The sequence below is a fragment of the Pseudomonas sp. rhizo66 genome (assembly GCF_031931925.1).
Lineage (GTDB): Bacteria > Pseudomonadota > Gammaproteobacteria > Pseudomonadales > Pseudomonadaceae > Aquipseudomonas.
In genome coordinates, this window is the sequence record NZ_JAUJWZ010000018.1 from 17,527 (window position 1) to 39,721 (window position 22,195).

The 22,195-nt window shown below is 60.0% G+C and carries 17 protein-coding genes and 1 pseudogene; 14 read left to right on the forward strand and 4 right to left on the reverse strand.

Going from position 1 to position 22,195, the window contains the following annotated elements; all coding sequences use genetic code 11:
• Positions 1–46: 46 nt before the first annotated feature.
• The 14 genes and pseudogenes from nuoC to QZR14_RS20795 all read left to right on the forward strand — a co-directional run bounded on the left by nuoC (position 47) and on the right by QZR14_RS20795 (position 17,284).
• On the forward strand, positions 47–1,831 hold the full coding sequence (gene nuoC, locus QZR14_RS20730) for an NADH-quinone oxidoreductase subunit C/D (RefSeq protein WP_250608076.1): 1,785 nt from the start codon (positions 47–49) through the stop codon (positions 1,829–1,831).
• Between the two features lie 2 nt (positions 1,832–1,833).
• Positions 1,834–2,331, forward strand: a complete 498-nt coding sequence (gene nuoE / locus QZR14_RS20735; protein ID WP_003223804.1) for an NADH-quinone oxidoreductase subunit NuoE — start codon at positions 1,834–1,836, stop codon at positions 2,329–2,331.
• On the forward strand, positions 2,328–3,683 hold the full coding sequence (gene nuoF, locus QZR14_RS20740; protein ID WP_007920184.1) for an NADH-quinone oxidoreductase subunit NuoF: 1,356 nt from the start codon (positions 2,328–2,330) through the stop codon (positions 3,681–3,683). The genes nuoE and nuoF overlap by 4 nt, the downstream gene beginning before the upstream one ends.
• 136 nt (positions 3,684–3,819) lie before the next feature.
• Positions 3,820–6,534 (forward strand): NADH-quinone oxidoreductase subunit NuoG, encoded by a 2,715-nt coding sequence (gene nuoG / locus QZR14_RS20745; protein ID WP_250608074.1) that lies wholly within the window; start codon positions 3,820–3,822, stop codon positions 6,532–6,534.
• A complete protein-coding gene (gene nuoH / locus QZR14_RS20750; protein WP_007964859.1) occupies positions 6,531–7,538 on the forward strand; it encodes an NADH-quinone oxidoreductase subunit NuoH in 1,008 nt (335 codons plus the stop codon). The genes nuoG and nuoH overlap by 4 nt, the downstream gene beginning before the upstream one ends.
• An 11-nt stretch (positions 7,539–7,549) precedes the next feature.
• A complete protein-coding gene (nuoI, locus tag QZR14_RS20755) occupies positions 7,550–8,098 on the forward strand; it encodes an NADH-quinone oxidoreductase subunit NuoI (protein ID WP_003223795.1) in 549 nt (182 codons plus the stop codon).
• A gap of 9 nt (positions 8,099–8,107) precedes the next feature.
• The gene (gene nuoJ / locus QZR14_RS20760) at positions 8,108–8,608 is read left to right on the forward strand and encodes an NADH-quinone oxidoreductase subunit J (RefSeq protein ID WP_007951462.1); all 501 of its coding nucleotides are present in this window, start codon (positions 8,108–8,110) and stop codon (positions 8,606–8,608) included.
• Between the two features lie 3 nt (positions 8,609–8,611).
• Positions 8,612–8,920: an NADH-quinone oxidoreductase subunit NuoK gene (nuoK, locus tag QZR14_RS20765; protein WP_003180046.1), complete on the forward strand. Its 309-nt coding sequence runs from the start codon at positions 8,612–8,614 to the stop codon at positions 8,918–8,920.
• Positions 8,917–10,770, forward strand: a complete 1,854-nt coding sequence (gene nuoL, locus QZR14_RS20770) for an NADH-quinone oxidoreductase subunit L (RefSeq protein WP_250608072.1) — start codon at positions 8,917–8,919, stop codon at positions 10,768–10,770. Before nuoK ends, nuoL begins: the two co-directional genes overlap by 4 nt.
• A 39-nt stretch (positions 10,771–10,809) precedes the next feature.
• Complete coding sequence (gene nuoM / locus QZR14_RS20775) at positions 10,810–12,342, forward strand: NADH-quinone oxidoreductase subunit M (protein ID WP_250608070.1); 1,533 nt, start codon at positions 10,810–10,812, stop codon at positions 12,340–12,342.
• 7 nt (positions 12,343–12,349) lie between these two features.
• Positions 12,350–13,813 carry an NADH-quinone oxidoreductase subunit NuoN gene (gene nuoN, locus QZR14_RS20780; protein WP_311997619.1) on the forward strand — a complete coding sequence of 488 codons (1,464 nt, stop codon included), beginning with the start codon at positions 12,350–12,352 and terminating at the stop codon, positions 13,811–13,813.
• Between the two features lie 270 nt (positions 13,814–14,083).
• Positions 14,084–14,179: pseudogene (locus QZR14_RS20785) on the forward strand (transcriptional regulator); the annotation flags it as partial.
• 411 nt (positions 14,180–14,590) lie between these two features.
• Complete coding sequence (locus tag QZR14_RS20790) at positions 14,591–15,916, forward strand: OprD family porin (protein WP_311997620.1); 1,326 nt, start codon at positions 14,591–14,593, stop codon at positions 15,914–15,916.
• 180 nt (positions 15,917–16,096) lie between these two features.
• Positions 16,097–17,284, forward strand: coding sequence for an acyltransferase family protein (locus QZR14_RS20795; RefSeq protein ID WP_311997621.1), 1,188 nt, complete (start codon positions 16,097–16,099; stop codon positions 17,282–17,284).
• Positions 17,285–17,354: 70 nt separating this feature from the next.
• Here the strand turns inward: QZR14_RS20795 and QZR14_RS20800 are convergent, their stop codons facing one another.
• From QZR14_RS20800 to QZR14_RS20815, 4 genes are all read right to left on the reverse strand, one after another.
• The gene (locus QZR14_RS20800; RefSeq protein ID WP_311997622.1) at positions 17,355–17,735 is read right to left on the reverse strand and encodes a DUF6124 family protein; all 381 of its coding nucleotides are present in this window, start codon (positions 17,733–17,735) and stop codon (positions 17,355–17,357) included.
• A 474-nt stretch (positions 17,736–18,209) separates the two neighbouring features.
• Complete coding sequence (locus QZR14_RS20805) at positions 18,210–18,542, reverse strand: DUF2790 domain-containing protein (protein WP_311997623.1); 333 nt, start codon at positions 18,540–18,542, stop codon at positions 18,210–18,212.
• 79 nt (positions 18,543–18,621) lie between these two features.
• Positions 18,622–18,825, reverse strand: coding sequence for a co-regulatory protein PtrA N-terminal domain-containing protein (locus tag QZR14_RS20810; protein ID WP_311997624.1), 204 nt, complete (start codon positions 18,823–18,825; stop codon positions 18,622–18,624).
• 212 nt (positions 18,826–19,037) lie between these two features.
• Positions 19,038–22,190, reverse strand: a complete 3,153-nt coding sequence (locus QZR14_RS20815) for a CusA/CzcA family heavy metal efflux RND transporter (protein WP_311997625.1) — start codon at positions 22,188–22,190, stop codon at positions 19,038–19,040.
• Positions 22,191–22,195 lie beyond the last annotated feature (5 nt).

Genomic DNA, 22,195 nt, shown 5'->3' on the forward strand with positions numbered 1-22,195 from the left:
GAAGCTGGCTTCATTCTTTACGTTGACCGAAAGCGAAAAAATAACCATGACTACAGGCAGCGCTCTGTACATCCCGCCTTATAAGGCAGACGACCAGGATGTGGTCGTCGAATTGAACAACCGTTTTGGCGCCGAGGCGTTCACCGCTCAGTCGACCCGCACCGGCATGCCGGTACTGTGGGTCGCGCGCGCCAGGCTCGTTGAAGTCCTGACTTTCCTGCGCAACCTGCCCAAGCCGTACGTCATGCTCTATGACCTGCACGGCGTGGACGAGCGTCTGCGCACCAAGCGTCAAGGGCTGCCATCGGACGCCGAGTTCACCGTGTTCTATCACCTCATGTCGCTTGAGCGTAATAGTGACGTGATGATCAAAGTCGCCTTGTCCGAAAGCGACCTGAGCTTGCCGACCGTCACCAGCATCTGGCCGAACGCCAACTGGTACGAGCGTGAAGTCTGGGACATGTACGGCATCGACTTCAAAGGCCACCCGCACCTGTCGCGCATCATGATGCCGCCAACCTGGGAAGGTCACCCGCTGCGCAAGGACTTCCCGGCGCGCGCCACCGAATTCGATCCGTTCAGCCTCAACCTCGCCAAGCAGAAGCTTGAAGAAGAAGCCGCGCGCTTCCGTCCTGAAGACTGGGGCATGAAGCGTTCCGGTGCCAACGAGGACTACATGTTCCTCAACCTCGGCCCGAACCACCCTTCCGCGCACGGTGCCTTCCGCATCATTCTGCAGCTGGACGGTGAAGAGATCGTCGACTGCGTGCCGGACATCGGTTACCACCACCGTGGTGCCGAGAAGATGGCCGAACGTCAGTCGTGGCACAGTTTCATCCCGTACACCGACCGTATCGATTACCTCGGCGGCGTGATGAACAACCTGCCGTACGTGCTCTCGGTCGAGAAGCTGGCCGGTATCAAGGTGCCGGAGAAGGTCGACGTTATCCGCATCATGATGGCCGAGTTCTTCCGGATCACCAGCCACCTGCTGTTCCTGGGGACTTACATCCAGGACGTTGGTGCGATGACTCCGGTGTTCTTCACCTTCACCGACCGCCAGAAGGCGTACACGGTGATCGAAGCCATTACCGGTTTCCGTCTGCACCCGGCCTGGTACCGCATCGGTGGCGTCGCCCACGACCTGCCGCGCGGCTGGGAAAAACTGGTGAAAGACTTCGTTGAATGGCTGCCAAAACGCCTCGACGAATACACCAAGGCTGCCCTGCAGAACAGCATCCTCAAGGGTCGTACCATCGGCGTCGCCCAGTACAACACCAAAGAAGCCCTGGAATGGGGTGTCACCGGTGCCGGCCTGCGTTCGACCGGTTGCGATTTCGACCTGCGTAAAGCGCGTCCGTACTCCGGCTACGAGAACTTCGAATTCGAAGTACCGCTGGCCGCCAACGGCGATGCCTACGACCGCTGCATGGTTCGCGTCGAAGAGATGCGCCAGAGCATCAAGATCATCGACCAGTGCATGCGCAACATGCCGGAAGGCCCGTACAAGGCGGATCACCCGCTGACCACGCCGCCGCCAAAAGAGCGCACGCTGCAGCACATCGAAACCCTGATCACGCACTTCCTGCAAGTTTCGTGGGGCCCGGTCATGCCGGCCAACGAATCCTTCCAGATGATCGAAGCGACCAAGGGCATCAACAGTTATTACCTGACGAGCGACGGCGGCACCATGAGCTACCGTACCCGGATCCGTACTCCGAGCTTCCCGCACCTGCAACAGATCCCTTCGGTGATCAAAGGCAGCATGGTCGCGGACTTGATTGCGTACCTGGGTAGTATCGACTTCGTTATGGCCGACGTGGACCGCTAAGCATGAACAGCACGCTTATCCAGACAGACCGTTTCACCCTGAGTGAAACCGAGCGCTCGGCCATCGAGCACGAGTTGCATCACTACGAAGACCCGCGCGCGGCGTCGATCGAAGCCCTGAAGATCGTTCAGAAAGAACGCGGCTGGGTGCCGGATGGCGCCTTGTACGCGATCGGCGAGATCCTCGGCATCCCGGCCAGCGACGTTGAAGGTGTGGCGACGTTCTACAGCCAGATCTTCCGTCAGCCGGTCGGCCGTCACATCATTCGCGTCTGCGACAGCATGGTCTGCTACATCGGTGGCCACGAGTCGGTGGTCAGCGAAATCCAGAACAATCTGGGCATCGGCCTGGGTCAGACCACCGCCGACGGTCGTTTCACCCTGCTGCCTGTCTGCTGCCTCGGCAACTGCGACAAGGCACCGGCGCTGATGATCGACGACGACACCTTTGGCGACGTACAGCCTGCTGGCGTGGCCAAACTGCTCGAGGGCTACGTATGACCCTGACATCTTTCGGTCCTGCCAACCGCATTCAGCGTTCGGCCGAGACTCACCCGCTGACCTGGCGTCTGCGTGACGACGGCGAAGCCGTGTGGCTCGACGAATACCAGGCCAAGAACGGTTACGCTGCTGCGCGCAAAGCCTTCGCCGACATGGATCAGGACGCCATCGTCCAGACCGTGAAAGACGCCGGCCTCAAAGGTCGCGGCGGTGCAGGCTTCCCCACTGGCGTGAAGTGGGGCCTGATGCCCAAGGACGAATCCATCAACATCCGCTACCTGCTGTGCAACGCGGATGAAATGGAGCCGAACACCTGGAAAGACCGCATGCTGATGGAGCAACTGCCCCATCTGCTGATCGAAGGCATGCTGATCAGTGCCCGCGCGCTGAAAACCTACCGTGGCTACATCTTCCTGCGTGGCGAGTACACCACCGCCGCCAAGCACCTCAACCGTGCCGTGGAAGAAGCCAAGGCTGCGGGCCTTTTGGGTAAAAACATTCTGGGCAGCGGCTTCGATTTCGAGTTGTTCGTCCACACCGGCGCCGGGCGCTACATCTGCGGTGAAGAAACCGCACTGATCAACTCCCTCGAAGGCCGCCGCGCCAACCCGCGCTCCAAGCCGCCCTTCCCTGCCGCCGTTGGCGTGTGGGGCAAGCCGACCTGCGTGAACAACGTCGAAACCCTGTGCAACGTGCCAGCGATCATTGCCGACGGCGTTGACTGGTACAAATCGTTGGCCCGCGAAGGCAGTGAAGACATGGGCACCAAGCTCATGGGCTTCTCCGGCAAAGTGAAAAACCCGGGCTTGTGGGAACTGCCATTCGGCGTCACCGGTCGCGAGTTGTTCGAAGACTATGCCGGCGGCATGCGCGACGGTTTCAAACTCAAGGCCTGGCAGCCAGGTGGCGCCGGTACCGGTTTCCTCCTGCCAGAACACCTCGACGCACAAATGTACGCTGGCGGCATCGCCAAAGTGGGCACCCGTATGGGTACCGGCCTGGCTATGGCGGTGGACGACAGCGTCAACATGGTCTCCTTGCTGCGCAACATGGAGCAGTTCTTCGCGCGCGAGTCGTGCGGTTTCTGCACCCCGTGCCGCGATGGCTTGCCATGGAGCGTCAAGCTGCTGATGGCCATCGAACAAGGCCGTGGTCAGCCAGGCGACATCGAGACCTTGCTGGGTCTGGTCAACTTCCTCGGCCCGGGCAAGACCTTCTGTGCTCACGCACCGGGTGCCGTGGAACCGTTGGGCAGTGCCATCAAATACTTCCGTCCAGAGTTCGAAGCCGGTATCGCGCCAGTCAGCGCCGCCGTCCCGCCTCTGGCAAGGCCGATCGTAATCGGCGCGTAAACGCTTAAAAAGGCGAAGGGTCCGTGCCCTTCGCCTTTCGTCCGATGACGCCTTTCGGGGCTGACTGGATTCGGACGGATAACAAGATTCCATTAGCCACGCCCGCTGACACCGGGCCAACGAAGACCTTTGAACCATGGCCACTATCCACGTAGACGGCAAAGCGCTCGAAGTCGACGGGGCAGACAACCTGTTACAGGCATGTCTGTCGCTGGGCCTCGACATCCCTTATTTCTGCTGGCACCCCGCGCTTGGTAGCGTCGGGGCTTGCCGCCAGTGCGCGGTCAAGCAGTACACCGACGAGAACGACACCCGTGGTCGCATCGTCATGTCCTGCATGACCCCGGCCACCGACAACACCTGGATCTCCATCGACGATGAAGAATCCAAGGCGTTCCGCGCCAGTGTTGTCGAATGGCTGATGACCAACCACCCGCACGACTGCCCTGTGTGCGAAGAAGGCGGTCACTGCCACCTGCAAGACATGACGGTGATGACCGGCCACAACGAGCGCCGTTATCGCTTCACCAAACGCACTCACCAGAACCAGCAACTGGGCCCGTTCATTTCCCACGAAATGAACCGCTGCATCGCTTGCTACCGCTGCGTGCGTTTCTACAAGGATTACGCCGGCGGCACCGACCTCGGTGTGTTCGGCGCCCACGACAACGTGTACTTCGGTCGCGTTGAAGACGGCACCCTCGAAAGCGAGTTCTCCGGCAACCTCACCGAGGTCTGCCCGACCGGTGTGTTCACCGACAAGACTCACTCCGAGCGCTACAACCGCAAATGGGACATGCAGTTCTCGCCGAGCATCTGCCATGGCTGCTCGAGCGGCTGCAACATCTCTCCGGGCGAACGTTACGGCGAACTGCGTCGCATCGAAAACCGTTTCAACGGTTCGGTGAACCAGTACTTCCTGTGTGACCGTGGCCGTTTCGGTTATGGCTACGTCAACCGCACCGACCGCCCACGTCAGCCGCTGCTGGCCGACGGCACCAAGCTGGGCCTCGACGCCGCGCTGGATAAAGCTGCTGATCTGCTGCGCGGGCGCAACATCGTCGGTATCGGTTCGCCGCGTGCCAGCCTCGAAAGCAACTACGCGTTGCGCGAACTGGTCGGCGCCGAGCACTTCTACTCGGGTATCGAAGCCTCCGAACTGGAGCGCATCCGTCTGGTCCTGCAAGTGCTGAAAGACAGCCCGCTGCCAGTGCCGAACATGCGCGACATCGAAGACCACGACGCGATCTTCGTCCTCGGTGAAGACTTGACCCAGACCGCTGCGCGTATGGCCCTGTCCCTGCGTCAGTCGGTCAAAGGCAAAGCTGAAGACATGGCCGAAGCCATGCGCGTTCAGCCTTGGCTTGACGCGGCGGTGAAGAACATCGGTCAGCACGCGCTGAACCCGCTGTTCATCGCCAGCCTGGCGGAAACCAAGCTCGACGACATCGCCGAAGAATGCGTGCACGCAGCTCCGGACGATCTGGCGCGCATCGGTTTCGCCGTGGCTCACGCTCTGGACGCCAGCGCCCCGGCCGTTGAAGGTCTGGACGCTGAAGCACTGGAACTGGCCAAGCGCATTGCTGATGCCCTGCTCGCGGCCAAACGTCCGCTGATCATCGCCGGTACTTCGCTGGGCTCCAAAGCGCTGATCGAAGCGGCGGCGAACATCGCCAAAGCCCTGAAGCTGCGCGAGAAGAACGGTTCGATCAGCCTGATCGTGCCGGAAGCCAACAGCCTCGGCCTGGCCATGCTCGGTGGCGAGTCGGTGGATGCTGCGCTGCAAGCCGTCATCGACGGTAAAGCCGACGCCATCGTCGTGCTGGAAAACGACCTGTACACCCGCACCTCGAAAGCCAAGGTCGATGCGGCCCTGAACGCCGCGCAAGTGGTGATCGTTGCCGACCATCAGAAGACTGCCACCACCGACCGCGCGCACCTGGTTCTGCCAGCGGCGAGCTTCGCGGAAGGCGACGGTACGCTGGTCAGCCAGGAAGGTCGCGCCCAGCGCTTCTTCCAGGTTTTCGACCCGCAATACATGGACGCGAGCATCCTGGTTCACGAAGGCTGGCGCTGGCTGCACGCCCTGCGTTCGACTCTGCTGAACCAGCCGATCGACTGGACGCAACTCGACCACGTCACCGCTGCCGTGGCTTCGAGCACCGAGCAACTGGCGCGCATCGTCGACGCAGCCCCATCGGCCGCATTCCGCATCAAGGGTCTGAAACTGGCGCGTGAGCCGCTGCGTTATTCCGGTCGCACCGCGATGCGCGCCGACATCAGCGTTCACGAACCGCGTACCCCGCAAGACAAAGACACCGCGTTCGCCTTCTCCATGGAAGGTTACTCGGGTTCGGCTGAACCGCGTCAGCAAGTGCCATTCGCCTGGTCGCCGGGCTGGAACTCGCCACAAGCGTGGAACAAGTTCCAGGACGAAGTCGGTGGTCACCTGCGTGCTGGCGATCCGGGCACGCGCCTGATCGAAAGCACCGGCGATTCGCTGAACTGGTTCGCTGCCGCGCCGCGTGCATTCAATCCGGCGCCGGGCACCTGGCAGGCTGTGCCGTTCTACCACCTGTTCGGCAGCGACGAGAACTCGTCGAAAGCTGCGCCGGTGCAAGAGCGCATTCCGGCTCCGTACGTGGCTCTGGCGAAATCCGAAGCGGATCGTCTGGGCGTCAACGACGGTGCCCTGCTGAGCCTGAACGTCGCCGGTCAGACCCTGCGTCTGCCGCTGCGCATCAATGAAGAACTGGGCGCTGGTCTGGTGGCCTTGCCTGCGGGCATCGCCGGCATTCCACCGGCATTCGCCGGCGTGTCCGTCGACGGTCTGCAGGAGGCAGCGCAATGACCTGGTTCACCCCTGAAGTGATCGATGTGATCCTGACGGTCATCAAAGCCATCGTGATTCTGCTGGCCGTTGTGGTCGCAGGCGCGTTGCTCAGCTTTGTCGAACGTCGCCTGCTGGGCTGGTGGCAGGACCGTTACGGTCCGAACCGCGTTGGCCCGTTCGGTATGTTCCAGATCGCCGCCGACATGCTGAAGATGTTCTTCAAGGAAGACTGGACCCCGCCGTTTGCCGACAAAGTGATCTTCACTTTGGCACCGGTGGTGGCCATGTCGGCCTTGCTGATCGCCTTTGCGATCATCCCGATCACCCCGACCTGGGGCGTGGCGGATCTGAACATCGGCCTGCTGTTCTTCTTCGCCATGGCCGGTCTGTCGGTCTACGCGGTGTTGTTCGCCGGTTGGTCGAGTAACAACAAGTTTGCTCTGCTCGGCAGCTTGCGTGCCTCGGCGCAGACCGTGTCCTACGAAGTGTTCATGGGCCTGGCCCTGATGGGCATCGTGGTGCAGGTCGGCTCGTTCAACATGCGTGACATCGTCGAGTACCAGGCGCAGAACCTGTGGTTCATCATTCCGCAGTTCTTCGGCTTCTGTACCTTCTTCATTGCTGGCGTGGCCGTGACTCACCGTCACCCGTTCGACCAGCCGGAAGCGGAACAGGAACTGGCCGACGGTTACCACATTGAATACGCCGGTATGAAATGGGGCATGTTCTTCGTCGGTGAATACATCGGCATCATCCTGATCTCGGCGCTGTTGGTCACCCTGTTCTTCGGTGGCTGGCACGGTCCGTTCGGCATCCTGCCGCAACTGTCCTTCGTCTGGTTCGCACTGAAGACCGCGTTCTTCATCATGCTGTTCATCCTGCTGCGCGCATCCATTCCGCGTCCGCGTTATGACCAGGTGATGGATTTCAGCTGGAAATTCTGCCTGCCACTGACCCTGATCAATTTGCTGATAACCGCTGCGGTTGTGTTGTGGAACACACCTGCGGTTGCGGTTCAGTGAGGATTTGACCCATGTTCAAATATATTGGCGACATCGTTAAGGGTACTGGTACCCAGTTGCGCAGCCTGGTCATGGTCTTCGGCCATGGCTTTCGCAAGCGCGACACCCTGCAATACCCGGAAGAACCGGTCTACCTGCCGCCACGTTACCGTGGTCGCATCGTCCTGACCCGTGACCCCGATGGTGAAGAACGTTGCGTAGCCTGCAACCTGTGCGCCGTGGCTTGCCCGGTGGGTTGCATCTCGCTGCAGAAAGCTGAAACCGAAGACGGTCGCTGGTACCCGGACTTCTTCCGTATCAACTTCTCGCGCTGCATTTTCTGCGGTCTCTGCGAGGAAGCCTGTCCGACCACCGCAATCCAGCTGACCCCGGATTTCGAGATGGCCGAGTTCAAACGTCAGGACCTGGTGTACGAGAAAGAAGATCTGCTGATCTCCGGCCCCGGCAAAAACCCTGATTACAACTTCTATCGTGTTGCAGGTATGGCAATCGCTGGCAAGCCGAAAGGCTCCGCACAGAACGAAGCTGAACCGATCAACGTGAAGAGCTTGCTGCCTTAAGGAAGAACGATGGAATTCGCTTTCTATTTCGCATCGGGTATCGCGGTTGTGTCCACGCTACGTGTGGTCACCAACACCAACCCCGTGCACGCCCTGCTCTACCTGATCATCTCGTTGATCGCCGTGGCCATGACCTTCTTCGCACTCGGCGCGCCGTTCGCCGGCGTGCTGGAAGTGATCGCCTACGCCGGCGCCATCATGGTGCTGTTCGTGTTCGTGGTGATGATGCTGAACCTGGGCCCGGCCTCGGTTCAGCAGGAACGCACCTGGCTCAAGCCTGGCATCTGGGCAGGACCGGTGATTCTCGCCGCCCTGCTGCTGGCCGAATTGCTGTATGTGCTGTTCGCTCACCAGAGCGGTCAGGCCATCGGCCACACCACCGTAGACGCGAAAGCCGTGGGCATCAGCCTGTTCGGTCCGTATCTGCTGGTGGTCGAACTCGCCTCGATGCTGCTGCTCGCCGCAGCCGTCACGGCGTTCCATTTGGGCCGTAACGAGGCGAAGGAGTAAGACATGCCTGCTATCCCTCTCGAGCATGGATTGGCCGTCGCCGGCATCCTGTTCTGCCTTGGTCTGGTCGGCCTGATGGTCCGCCGCAACATTTTGTTCGTGTTGATGAGTCTGGAAGTGATGATGAACGCCTCTGCACTGGCCTTCATCGTGGCGGGCGCCCGCTGGGCGCAGCCGGATGGACAGATCATGTTCATCCTGGTGATCAGCCTTGCAGCCGCCGAGGCCAGTATTGGTCTGGCGATCCTGCTGCAACTGTATCGCCGCTTCCACACGCTCGATATCGACGCTGCCAGTGAGATGCGCGGATGAATCTTATCTTTCTGACTTTCGTATTCCCTCTGATCGGTTTCCTGCTGCTGTCGTTCTCCCGTGGACGCTGGTCGGAAAACCTCTCGGCGCTGGTCGGCGTTGGTTCCATTGGCTTGTCGGCGATTGTCGCCGCCTACGTCATCTGGCAATTCAACGTCGCGCCACCCGAAGGCGGTCACTACACCCTGGTACTTTGGCAGTGGATGGCGGTGGAAGGCTTCAAGCCTGACTTCGCCCTGTACGTCGACGGCCTGTCGATCACCATGCTCGGCGTGGTGGTGGGTGTGGGTTTCCTGATCCACCTGTTCGCGTCCTGGTACATGCGCGGCGAAGCGGGCTACTCGCGCTTCTTCTCGTACACCAACCTGTTTATCGCCAGCATGCTGTTCCTGGTGCTCGGCGATAACCTGTTGTTCCTGTACTTCGGCTGGGAAGGCGTGGGCCTGTGCTCGTACCTGTTGATCGGTTTCTACTACAGCAACCGCAACAACGGTAACGCCGCACTCAAGGCCTTCATCGTGACCCGGATCGGCGACGTGTTCATGGCCATCGGCCTGTTCATCCTGTTCCAGCAAGTGGGCACGCTGAACATCCAGGAACTGCTGGTGCTGGCACCGCAGAAATTCCAGGTCGGCGACTTCTGGATCACCCTGGCGACCCTGATGCTGCTGGGTGGCGCGGTCGGTAAATCGGCACAACTGCCGCTGCAAACCTGGCTCGCGGATGCGATGGCTGGCCCGACTCCGGTTTCGGCACTGATCCACGCCGCGACGATGGTGACCGCCGGTGTCTACCTGATCGCTCGTACCCACGGTCTGTTCACCCTGGCGCCGGAAATCCTGCACCTGGTGGGCATCGTTGGTGGCGTGACCCTGGTACTGGCCGGTTTCGCCGCGCTGGTACAGACCGACATCAAACGTATCCTCGCCTACTCGACCATGAGCCAGATCGGCTACATGTTCCTGGCGCTGGGCGTGGGTGCATGGGATGGCGCGATTTTCCACCTGATGACCCACGCCTTCTTCAAGGCCCTGCTGTTCCTTGCTTCCGGTGCGGTGATCGTTGCCTGCCACCACGAGCAGAACATCTTCAAGATGGGCGGTCTGTGGAAAAAACTGCCACTGGCCTACGCCAGCTTCATCGTCGGTGGTGCTGCGCTGGCCGCTCTGCCACTGGTCACCGCAGGCTTCTACTCCAAGGACGAAATCCTTTGGGAAGCGTTCGCCAGCGGCAACCACGGTCTGCTTTACGCAGGTCTGGTCGGCGCGTTCATGACTTCGCTGTACACCTTCCGCCTGATCTTCATCACGTTCCACGGTGAAGCCAAGACTGAAGCCCACGCCGGTCACGGCATCGCTCACTGGCTGCCGCTGTCGGTGCTGATCGTGCTGTCGACCTTCGTCGGTGCCATGATCGTGCCGCCGCTGCACGGCGTTCTGCCAGAAAGCGTTGGCCATGCCGGTGGCGAAGCCAAGCACAGTCTGGAAATCGCTTCGGGCGCCATCGCCCTGGCCGGTATCCTGCTGGCAGCGCTGCTGTTCCTCGGCAAGCGTCGCTTCGTCACGGCCATCGCCAACAGCGGCATCGGCCGTTTCCTTTCGGCCTGGTGGTTCGCTGCCTGGGGCTTCGACTGGATCTACGACAAACTGTTCGTCAAGCCTTACCTGGCGATCAGCCACGTACTGCGCAAAGACCCGCTCGACCAGACCATCGGTCTGATCCCGCGTATGGCCAAGGGTGGTCACACTGCCCTGAGCCGCACCGAGACCGGTCAACTGCGTTGGTACGCTGCTTCGATGGCTGCTGGTGCCGTGCTGGTGATTGGCGCCATCGTGCTGGTAGCGGTCTGATATGAACCTTGCGAATTTGCGAAAGGAAACGAGCCCGTCATGATTCTGCCTTGGCTAATCCTGATCCCCTTCATCGGCGGCCTGCTGTGCTGGATGGGTGAGCGCTTCGGCGCTACCCTCCCGCGCTGGATTGCGCTGTTGACCATGACCCTGGAACTCGCCCTCGGCCTCTGGCTGTGGGCCCACGGTGACTATTCATTTGCGCCGGCGCCCGGCGCCGATCCGACCTGGGCGCTTGAGTTCAAGCATGTCTGGATCCAGCGCTTCGGCATCAACGTGCACCTGGCCCTCGACGGCCTGTCGCTGTTGATGATCCTGCTGACCGGCCTGCTGGGTATCCTCTCGGTACTCTGCTCGTGGAAAGAGATTCAACGTCACGTTGGCTTCTTCCACCTGAACCTGATGTGGATCCTGGGCGGCGTGGTCGGCGTGTTCCTCGCCCTCGACCTGTTCATGTTCTTCTTCTTCTGGGAAATGATGCTGGTGCCGATGTACTTCCTCATCGCGCTCTGGGGTCACAGTTCTTCGGACGGCAAGAAAACCCGCATCTACGCAGCGACCAAGTTCTTCATCTTCACTCAGGCTTCCGGCCTGATCATGCTGGTGGCGATCCTCGGTCTGGTGCTGGTCAATTTCAACAACACCGGCGTGATTACCTTCAACTACGCCGACCTGTTGAAAACCAAGATGTCGATGACCACCGAGTACATCCTGATGCTCGGTTTCTTCATCGCCTTCGCGGTCAAGCTGCCAGTCGTACCGTTCCACTCCTGGCTGCCGGATGCCCACGCCCAGGCGCCGACTGCAGGTTCCGTCGACCTCGCCGGTATCTTGCTGAAAACCGCTGCCTACGGTCTGCTGCGTTTCGCCCTGCCGCTGTTCCCTAATGCGTCGGCCGAGTTCGCGCCGATCGCCATGACCCTCGGTCTGATCGGGATCTTCTACGGTGCGTTCCTCGCTTTCGCACAAACCGACATCAAGCGTCTGATCGCCTTCTCTTCCGTTTCCCACATGGGCTTCGTGTTGATCGGCATCTACTCCGGCAGCCAACTGGCGCTGCAAGGCGCGGTGATCCAGATGCTGGCGCACGGTCTGTCGGCGGCGGCACTGTTTATCCTCAGCGGTCAGTTGTACGAGCGCCTGCACACTCGTGACATGCGTGAGATGGGCGGTCTGTGGTCGCGTATCGCTTACCTGCCAGCCATCAGCCTGTTCTTCGCCGCCGCGTCGCTGGGCTTGCCGGGTACCGGTAACTTTGTCGGCGAGTTCCTGATCCTGATCGGTTCCTTCGCCAGCGCGCCATGGGTCACCGCGATTGCCACCTCCGGTCTGGTGTTCGGTTCGGTCTACTCGCTGATCATGATCCACCGTGCCTACTTCGGTCCGTCGAAATCGGACGCGGTACTGCACGGCATGGACGGTCGCGAACTGATCATGGTGCTGGGCCTTGCGGTGCTGCTGATTTACCTCGGCGTCTACCCGCAACCGTTCCTCGACACTTCTGCCGCCACGATGCATGGCGTACAGCAGTGGCTCGGCACCGCCTTCACTCAACTCGCTTCGGCCCGGTAAGAGCGCTATGGAATTCACGATTCAACACTTTATTGCGCTTGCGCCACTGTTGATCACCAGCCTCACCATTATCGTGGTGATGCTGGCAATCGCCTGGCGCCGCAACCACTCGCAGACCTTCCTGATCTCGGTGGCGGGTCTGAACCTGGCTTTGCTGTCGATCCTGCCGGCCCTGAAAGTCGCGCCTCTGGCCGTGACTCCATTGCTGCAGATCGACACCTTCGCTTGCCTGTACATGGCGCTGATCCTGGTCGCCACCCTCGCCTGTGTGACCCTCGCCCACGCCTATCTGGGCGATGGCGGTTCGGGTTACCCGGGCAACCGTGAAGAACTGTACCTGCTGATCCTGATGGCCGCCGCCGGTGGTCTGGTTCTGGTCAGCGCGCAGCACCTGGCCGGCTTGTTCATCGGTCTGGAACTGCTGTCGGTGCCGGTTTACGGTCTGGTGGCTTATGCCTTCTTCAACAAGCGTTCGCTGGAAGCCGGCATCAAGTACATGGTGCTGTCGGCCGCCGGTTCTGCGTTCCTGTTGTTCGGTATGGCGCTGCTGTACGCCGACTCGGGTTCGCTGAGCTTCGTTGGCATCGGTCAGGCGCTGGCCGCGACTGGCCTGCCTAGCTCGCTGGCACAACTGGGTCTGGGCATGATGCTGATCGGTCTGGCGTTCAAGCTGTCGCTGGTACCGTTCCACCTGTGGACGCCGGACGTTTACGAAGGTGCTCCGGCACCGGTGGCCGCGTTCCTCGCGACCGCTTCGAAGGTTGCGGTGTTTGCGGTGGTGGTGCGTCTGTTCCAGATCTCCCCTGCTGCGAGCAGTGGCGTACTGAGCGACGTGCTGACCGTCATTGCCATCGCCTCGATCCTGTTCGGTAACCTGCTGGCCCTGACCCAGAGCAACCTCAAGCGTCTGCTCGGTTACTCGTCCATCGCTCACTTCGGCTACCTGCTGATCGCACTGGTGGCGAGCAAGGGTCTGGCGGTGGAAGCCATCGGCGTCTACCTGGTCACCTACGTCATCACCAGCCTCGGCGCGTTCGGGGTGATCACCCTGATGTCCTCGCCGTACAACGGCCGTGACGCCGACGCGCTGTACGAGTACCGCGGCCTGTTCTGGCGTCGTCCGTACCTGACCGCCGTCCTCACCGTGATGATGCTGTCCCTCGCTGGTATCCCGCTGACCGCTGGCTTCATCGGCAAGTTCTACATCATCGCTACCGGTGTTGAATCGCATCAGTGGTGGTTGGTGGGTTCGCTGGTACTGGGCAGCGCCATCGGCGTGTTCTACTACCTGCGCGTGATGGTCACCCTGTACCTGATCGAGCCAAACCTGCGTCGCCACGACGCCCAGCTGCACTGGGAACAGAAGGCAGGCGGCGTGATGCTGCTGGCCATCGCCCTGGTCGCGTTCTTCCTGGGTGTGTACCCGCAGCCATTGCTGACCCTGGTTCAGCAGGCGGGTCTGGCGGGCTGATTGCTTGGCTGGCTAGAAATGAAAACGGCACCTTCGGGTGCCGTTTTTGTTTTTGTGGGATTTAACGTCAAAAGATCGCAGCCTTCGGCAGCTCCTACATTGGGATGGTGGGCGGTCTGTAGGAGCTGCCGAAGGCTGCGATTTTTTGACTTACAACGCTCTCCCCTTTTTAGGAATTTGCCTGCAAAGCGGCGAGCAATGGCTGACATTCTGCACAAGGAAATTGCGGTTAAATTTGAGCATCACCTATCAAGTGGAGATCCACGAACCATGAAACGGGATATTTTTTCAGAGTTGATGGATGGCCTTGATGCGATAGCCAAAGAACGCCAAGGCAAAATCACCTTGAAGAAGACGCGTGTAGAACAGATCGACGCCATGAAGGGCAAACTCATACTTCCCGCCGAAACTGATGCCCCTCTATCACACGGTTTGCTGGATACCTCCGAAAGATAAAAGCCACATCTGCTCACATGTGATCTATCAGACTCACTCAACCCACTGTGGGAGCGAGCCTGCTCGCGAAGGCGTAGGCACTTTCAACATCTTGATTGGCTGACACTCCGCTTTCGCGAGCAGGCTCGCTCCCACAGGTTTATGTGGCGTTCACTCAATCCATATAACCACATGACGAAATTGTAATTCCCTCATCACCTTGGCGTTATCCGCAGCTTGCAACGATGTGACCCGGCGACCAATGCCGGCGGGCCCTTGCCCGTCGAACAATAAAACCACGCCGACGCACGTTCCCGTTCTGCCGAACCCAAGGAGTGTTTGATGGTTAACAATTCAAAAATGTCGATGGCCGCTTTAGCGGTGGTGGTCGGCGCCGGGCCGTCCATGGTGTTTGCAGAAGACAAGCCTGAAGGCTTCGTCGAAGGCAGCAGCCTGACGGTGCTCAACCGTAACTTCTACTTCAATCGTGATCATCGCAACGGCCAGTCAAGCCCGACCGGCAACGGTTATTCCGAAGCCTGGTCGCATGCGGTCATCAGCAAGTTCGAATCCGGTTTTACCCAAGGCACCGTCGGGGTCGGTGTTGATGCGTTTGCGATGATGGGTCTGAAACTCGATACCGGCGACGGCCGTAATGGCGGGCGCAGCTCGTTTGATGTGTTGCCGGTCAACAGCGACGGCGACGCGCGAGACGAATACACCAAGGTGGGTGGCGCCGCGAAAATCCGGGCGTTCGATACAGTGATCAAGGCCGGTGATGTGTTCCCGGCCAATCCGGTGGTGGCGGCCGGTGATTCGCGCTTGCTGCCGGAGAGCTTTCGCGGGGTGACGGCGAGCAACACCAGCATCGCAGGTCTGTCGGTGCAGGGCGGTCGATTGCACGCGATGAGCCAACCGGTGTCCAGCGACATGCGCGAGAACTTCGCCACGTTTTACGCAGGCCCGGTCAATTCGCCGTGGATCGCGTATGGCGGCGGCGATTATGTGCTGAACAAGAACCTCAGTTTCAGCCTGTACTCCAGTCGCCTCAAGGACGCCTGGAATCAGTACTACGCCGGTACTGCCTGGACCTACCCACTCTCTGATGACCTGTCGCTGTTCGGTGGCCTGAACTATTACAAGGCCGTCGACGAAGGCAAACAACTGCTTGGCGAATTCGACAACAACATCTGGAGCGGCCGTATCGGCGTGAAACTCGGCGCCCACTCGGTCGCCCTCTCCCACCAGCGCAACAACGGCAATGACGACTTCGATTACCTGCGCCAGTCCGACTCGATCTTCCTCGACAACTCGATCCAGTACAGCGACTTCAACTCACCGAAAGAACGTTCGTGGATGGTGCGTTATGACCTCGACATGAGCACTTACGGCGTACCGGGCTTGTCGTTCATGACCCGCTACGCGCGCGGCACCGACGCCGATTATTCCAACGCTAACGCCGTGTACATGCGCCGCGATGCCGAGGGCAATCCGCTGACCGATCAGAAGCGTTGGGAGCGCGATATCGAAGTCAAATACGTGGTGCAAACCGGCTCGATGAAAGACCTGTCACTGCGCTTGCGCCAGGCCACCACCCGCGCCACGGCGTTCGAGTCGGACCTGGAAGAAGTGCGGGTGATTGTCGAATACCCACTGGCCATTCTCTGACTGCATGGTCGATGCAAATTCACCTTTAGAAGCGCCTTGCTCCTTTGGTAAGAGGTGAATCTTTTGGCGCCCTTCGGGGCGCCTTTTTTTTGCGCTGGAAAAAGCTCTCGTTGCCTTGACCGAAGCGCAGGCCACCTGCCATCTTCGCCCGGGCGGACAAACAACAATAACGAGGGACCGATGAGTAGCCGTAAAAACCTGGAGATCGAATACTTGCGAGGCGTGGCTGTCGGCCTGACCTTTTTCAGCCATGTCACCATGATGTTGCCGTTCCATACCGATACGCTGTTGAGGATATTCTCGATTTTCATGCCCTGGACAGGGGTAGATCTATTCTTCTGCATTTCCGGTTTCGTGGTGAGCAAGGCTTATCTGGACTACTTCGACAAGCACCGCACGCAGGGTCAGTTTGGTCTGGCAGCAGCGTGTTTCTGGTTGCGGCGCGCCTACCGCCTATTGCCCACCGCCTGGCTGTGGATCCTCATGCCACTGTGCTTCTCCCTCGTATTCAACCAGTCGAACGCCTTCGGTTCGTGGTTCGACAACCTGCGCAGCTTCACCGCTGTTGCGACATTCAGCGCTAACCTGGCACACGGTTACGACTCGCTATTGGGTTCCAGCCCTCACTACTGGAGCCTGGCGCTGGAAGAGCAGTTCTACTTTTTCTTGCCGTTTTTTCTGCTGTTTATCACGGCGCCGCGCTGGCGGATCATTGCCCTGCTGGCGCTGATTGCCTTGCAATTCGGTCTGGATCGAAATCCGTTCGGCACCCCGACAAGCAGCCTGCTCGCAAACTTCCGCCTCGACGCCATGCTATGGGGTATTGTCCTGTGCCTGTTCACTCGCACCCGTCTCTACCAGCAGATCGAACCGCTCGGGCTGGGTCAGGGGACGCTCAAACCGCTGCTGTGCACGCTGTTTCTGCTCTACATGCTCGGCGCCGTGGCCATACAGCTGATCGCCATGCCGATTGCGGTGGGCATGGTCGCGATCGTCGCGCTCGTGATTGTCTGGCTGGCGAGTTACCAGAAAGGCTACATCTATTGTCCGGTGTTCATGCGTGGCTTCATGCAGTGGCTCGGCTCGCGGTCGTATGGCCTGTACGTGATCCACGTGTTTACCAATCACCTGAGTACCGAGATCTGGACGCGTGTGGCGGCGAGTCAGGGCGTGCCGCTGGACGGGCGCTTTACCCTGGAGTTGATACTGACGTCAGTGGTTGTGCTGGTGGTCTTGAGTGAACTCAATTACCGCTTTATCGAAACGCCGCTGCGTTTGCGCGGCGCCGAGATTGCCCGACGCAAATTGAACCATGAGGCCGCGCCGGTGCCGGCCGTTGTGGATGTCGAGTCGCTGCCGGCGAAATAGTCGTCACGGGAGAAACCCGGCCCTGCGTGCGGGGCCGGGTTCTTTACTGCCTTCAGATCAAAAGCGGCAACTAGGTCGGCACGTTGATCCGGTCCAGCGCTTTGTTCACCGCCAGTTCGCCGAGCATGACGACCTGCGCAATCCCCAACAGCGTCTTGCGATGAGTGCCTTCCAGCAATGCCGCGAAGTCACCGAGCATGACTGTGGCCGACGACAGCGATTCACTGGCGTTGGCCAGCAGCGATTCAGTGTCGGCGTTGGGATTGACCAGGAACATCTGGTTGGGAATGTACGGCGCGGACATGATCGCGGCTGACGGTTTGAGGTAGAAGTCGAGGGCGCGGTCGGCGGCTTCGTGGAGTTTTCGGGTGTCGACGGAGGCGTGGGGGGATGTTGAGTTGGCGTCGGGGATGGCGTCTGCTTCGGGGGGATTTGGGGTTGGCTTTTTCATAATGTTTTACTCAGCTTGAAGGTGGAGCTGGCCCTTTCGGTTCCACGCGAAAGGGTGGCAGCTGTACGCAGGTTGGAACCCGGGCAACTGAGCAAACCCGACAGACTCGAAGTCTCCCGCGCACAGCCGCCATAACGGAGTGCACACATGAAAGTGCGCAAGCATACGTCATGAACAGTGCGTTTTGCTTCAGTTGAGCCGCGGGGTTCCAATCCCGATCGCTGAATTGGCAGCGACCCACACAGGCTAGAGAGCGGACGTCCGACGGACAACCTGAAAACATTGTGGGAAGGTTCCGTATTTCTAACACAGCCTTTAAACATCACGAATTGAAATACGCATCGTGATATTGAAATTCGGCCCTGTAGGAGCTGCCGAAGGCTGCGATCTTTTGACTTTGATTTTTAAGATCAAGATCAAAAGATCGCAGCCTTCGGCATCTCCTACAGGGGACCGCGTTCAGGCGTTACAGATTCAGCTGCCGCCGTTTCGACACACGCCCATCACGTTGTACTTGATGGTGTTGAGCTGACCCTTGGAATCCTCATAAGTCATGGCCGTCGGCACCACTTTGCACGCAGGCTGCGGCTTCACCACGCTCACCACTTTGACCACGTCCAGCTTCATGCCGTACGCGTAATCCTTCACCACCGGCGGTGCTTTGCCCTGGTTGGCGGCGTACTGTTCCATGGCTTTGGCGTTGGCGCTGAGCGCACGTTCGAAAGTGCGGTCACCGCCACCTTCAGCCAGCACATTCACAGACATCGCCATGACAGCGGCGAATGCGATCAACTTGAGTATTTTCATATCCATTTCCTTCCCGTCCGGGCTTGAAAAAAAGCCCGGCATCGATGCGCGATGAAGGGCTTCTATAACTGCATCAGGCTTACAGATCGCGGGTTTTTTCGTCTTTCTTGTCGTTGACGACCACCGGGTTGCCGGCGGCTTTTTCCTTGGCGACGAACAGCTCCATGGAGCGGTCATTGCTGGTCATCATCCGCTCGAATGTGCGGTCGCCGCCGCCTTCGGCCAGGGCCACGGAAGAGATCGCCAGAGCGGCTGCGAAGGTACTGAGTTGGGCAAGTTTCATCGTTGATTCCTCGTTTAAGTAGCTGACGGGATCAAGGTAACAAGGCGCACCTTTCGTGACGGTGGCGGGGAAATTACATATCCGTTATGTGCCGGATCAGTGCACATAACCCCTGTGGGAGCGCGCCTGCTCGCGAAAGCGGTGGTTCAGTCACATCATTGTTGACTGACAGACCGTCTTCGCGAGCAGGCTCGCTCCCACAGGGGGATTACCTATTTAGTTGGAACAGCGTCCTCATCCCGGCGATGGGCGAGTTGGTAGAGCGCCGGCAACATCAGCAGCGTGAGGATCGTCGAAGACAGGATTCCGCCGATCACCACGGTTGCCAGTGGCCGTTGCACTTCAGCACCTGTTCCCGTTGCGAGAGCCATCGGAATAAACCCCAGCGACGCCACCAACGCCGTCATCAACACAGGCCGCAACCGCGTCAGCGCGCCTTCGTTGATAGCGTCGGACAGCGAACGCCCCTCCTCACGCAAATTACGAATAAACGCAATCATCACCAGGCCGTTCAACACCGCCACCCCGGACAATGCAATAAATCCGACGCCAGCAGAAATCGACAGCGGAATATCGCGCAACCACAGCGCCATGACCCCACCGGTCAACGCAAACGGAATCCCGGTAAACACCAGCAAGCCATCCTTCAGATTGTTGAACATCATGAACAACAAGCCGAACACCAGCAGCAGCGCCACCGGCACCACAATCTGCAAACGCTTGGCCGCCGATTGCAACTGCTCGAACTGCCCGCCCCAACGGGTCCAGTAACCGGCCGGGATCTGCACATCACGTTCGATCACCTCGCCGGCCTCGCTGACAAACGAGCCGATATCACGCCCGCGCACGTTGGCGCTGACGATTACCAGACGCTTGCCGTCCTCGCGGCTGACCTGATTCGGCCCGAGCACCAGGTCGAGGCTGGCGACGTCTTGCAGCGCGATGAAGCCGATCTGATTCGCCGCTCCATTCAAAGGTGCGGGCACCGGAATCAGCAGCGCCGACAAACCGTCGATGTCCTTGCGCATGGCATCGGACAAACGCACGACCATGTCGAAACGCCGGTCACCCTCATACAACGTCCCGGCCTGACGCCCGCCCACCGCGACGGCGATGGTGTCCTGCACATCACCGACATTAAGCCCGTAGCGCGCGGCCTTATCGCGATCGATGTTGATGGTCAGCACGGGCAACCCGGTAGTCTGCTCAACCTTGACCTCGGACGCGCCATTGACCTTCTGCATCGCCGTCGCAATCTTCGCAGCGGTGGCGTTGAGCACGTCCATGTCATCGCCAAACACCTTCACCGCGACATCGCTGCGCACACCGGAGATCAGTTCGTTGAAGCGCAACTGAATCGGCTGTGACAGTTCATAGTTGCTGCCCGGCAGTGTCGCGGCGGCAGCCTGCAACTCGGCCATCAGGGTTTCGCGGGACTTGCCCGGGTCCGGCCACTGCTCTTTCGGCTTGAGCATGACGTAGCTGTCGGAGATGTTCGGCGGCATCGGGTCGGAGGCAATTTCCGCTGTGCCGGTGCGGGCAAAGACGCGTTCGACTTCCGGCACCTTGGCCAGAATCAAGGTCTCCAGCCGCTGCTGCATATCCACCGATTGCGTCAGGCTGGTGCCCGGCACGCGCAGCGCTTGCAGGGCAAAATCGCCTTCGCTGAGGCTGGGCACAAATTCGCTGCCCATACGACTGGTGAGCACGCCACTAAGGACGATCACGCCCAACGCCGCACCCACTGCGATTGTGCGATGAGACATGACCCAGGCGAGCGCCGGTGCATAAACACGACGCGCACCACGCATCACCGCGCCCTCTTCTTCCTTGACCTTGCCAGTGACGAACAACGCGATGGCCGCTGGCACAAAGGTCACGGAAAGCAGCATTGCACCGAGCAACGCAATCACCACGGTAAACGCCATCGGGTGGAACATTTTCCCCTCGACACCGCTCAGGGCGAAGATCGGCAGGTACACGACCATGATGATCAGCTGGCCGAAGATCAGCGGTCGCCGCGCCTCTTTCGCTGCGGCAAAGACTTCCTTGAAACGCTCGGCGCGGGTCAGCAAACGACCGTGATGCTGCTGCGCATGGGCCAACCGACGCAGGGTGTTTTCGACGATCACCACCGCGCCGTCGACAATAATCCCGAAGTCCAGCGCGCCGAGGCTCATCAGGTTGGCGCTGACCTTGTTGCTGAACATCCCGGTGAACGTAAACAGCATGGACAGCGGAATCACCATCGCGGTAATCAGCGCCGCACGGATGTTGCCGAGGAACAGGAACAGAATCGCGATGACCAGAATCGCCCCTTCGATGAGGTTCTTTTTCACCGTGGCGATGGCTTTGTCGACCAGGTGCGTGCGGTCGTACACCGGCACGGCGATCACGCCTTGGGGCAGGGATTTATTGATCTGTTCGAGCTTGCTGGCCACCGCTTGCGAGACCGTGCGACTGTTCTCGCCGATCAACATGAATACCGTGCCGAGCACCACTTCCCGACCGTTTTCCGTGGCCGCGCCGCTGCGCAATTCGCGGCCGATTTCCACTGTCGCGACGTTCTTCACCCGGATTGGCGTGCCGTCGACATTGGCCATGACGATATTGGCGATGTCCTCGGTGCTCGCCACTTGCCCCGGCGCGCGGATCAGCAATTGCTCGCCGCTGCGCTCGATGTAACCGGCGCCGACGTTGGCGTTGTTGCGCTCCAGCGCAGTGACCAGATCGGTGAGGGTCAGCTTGTACGCGGCCAGGCGTTTCGGGTCCGGCGCAATCTGATATTCCTTGGCGAAACCACCGATGGTGTTGATCTCCGCCACACCCGGCACGTTGCGCAATTGCGGCTTGATGATCCAGTCCTGAATCACCCGCAGATCGGTCGGTGTGTAGGCTGTGCCGTCGTCCTTGAGTGCGCCCTCCTTGGCTTCCACGGTCCACAAGAAGATCTCGCCGAGACCGGTGGAAATCGGCCCCATCACTGCTTCCGCGCCTTCAGGCAACTGCGCCCTGGCGATCTGCAAACGCTCGTTGACCAATTGGCGGGCGAAGAACAGGTCGGTGCCGTCCTTGAAGATTACCGTGACTTGCGACAGGCCCGAGCGTGACAACGAACGGGTCTGCTCCAGCGCCGGCAAACCGGCCATGGCGGTTTCAATCGGGAAGGTGATGCGCTGCTCGGTTTCCAGCGGCGAGAACCCGGCGGCGCCGGTGTTGATTTGCACCTGGACGTTGGTGATGTCCGGCACGGCGTCGATCGGCAGTTTTTGATAACTGGCGATGCCGAGGCCGGCCATAAGCAGAACGGCGAGCAGGACGATGATGCGCTGCTCGATGGCAAACTGGATCAGGCGTTCGAACATGAGGA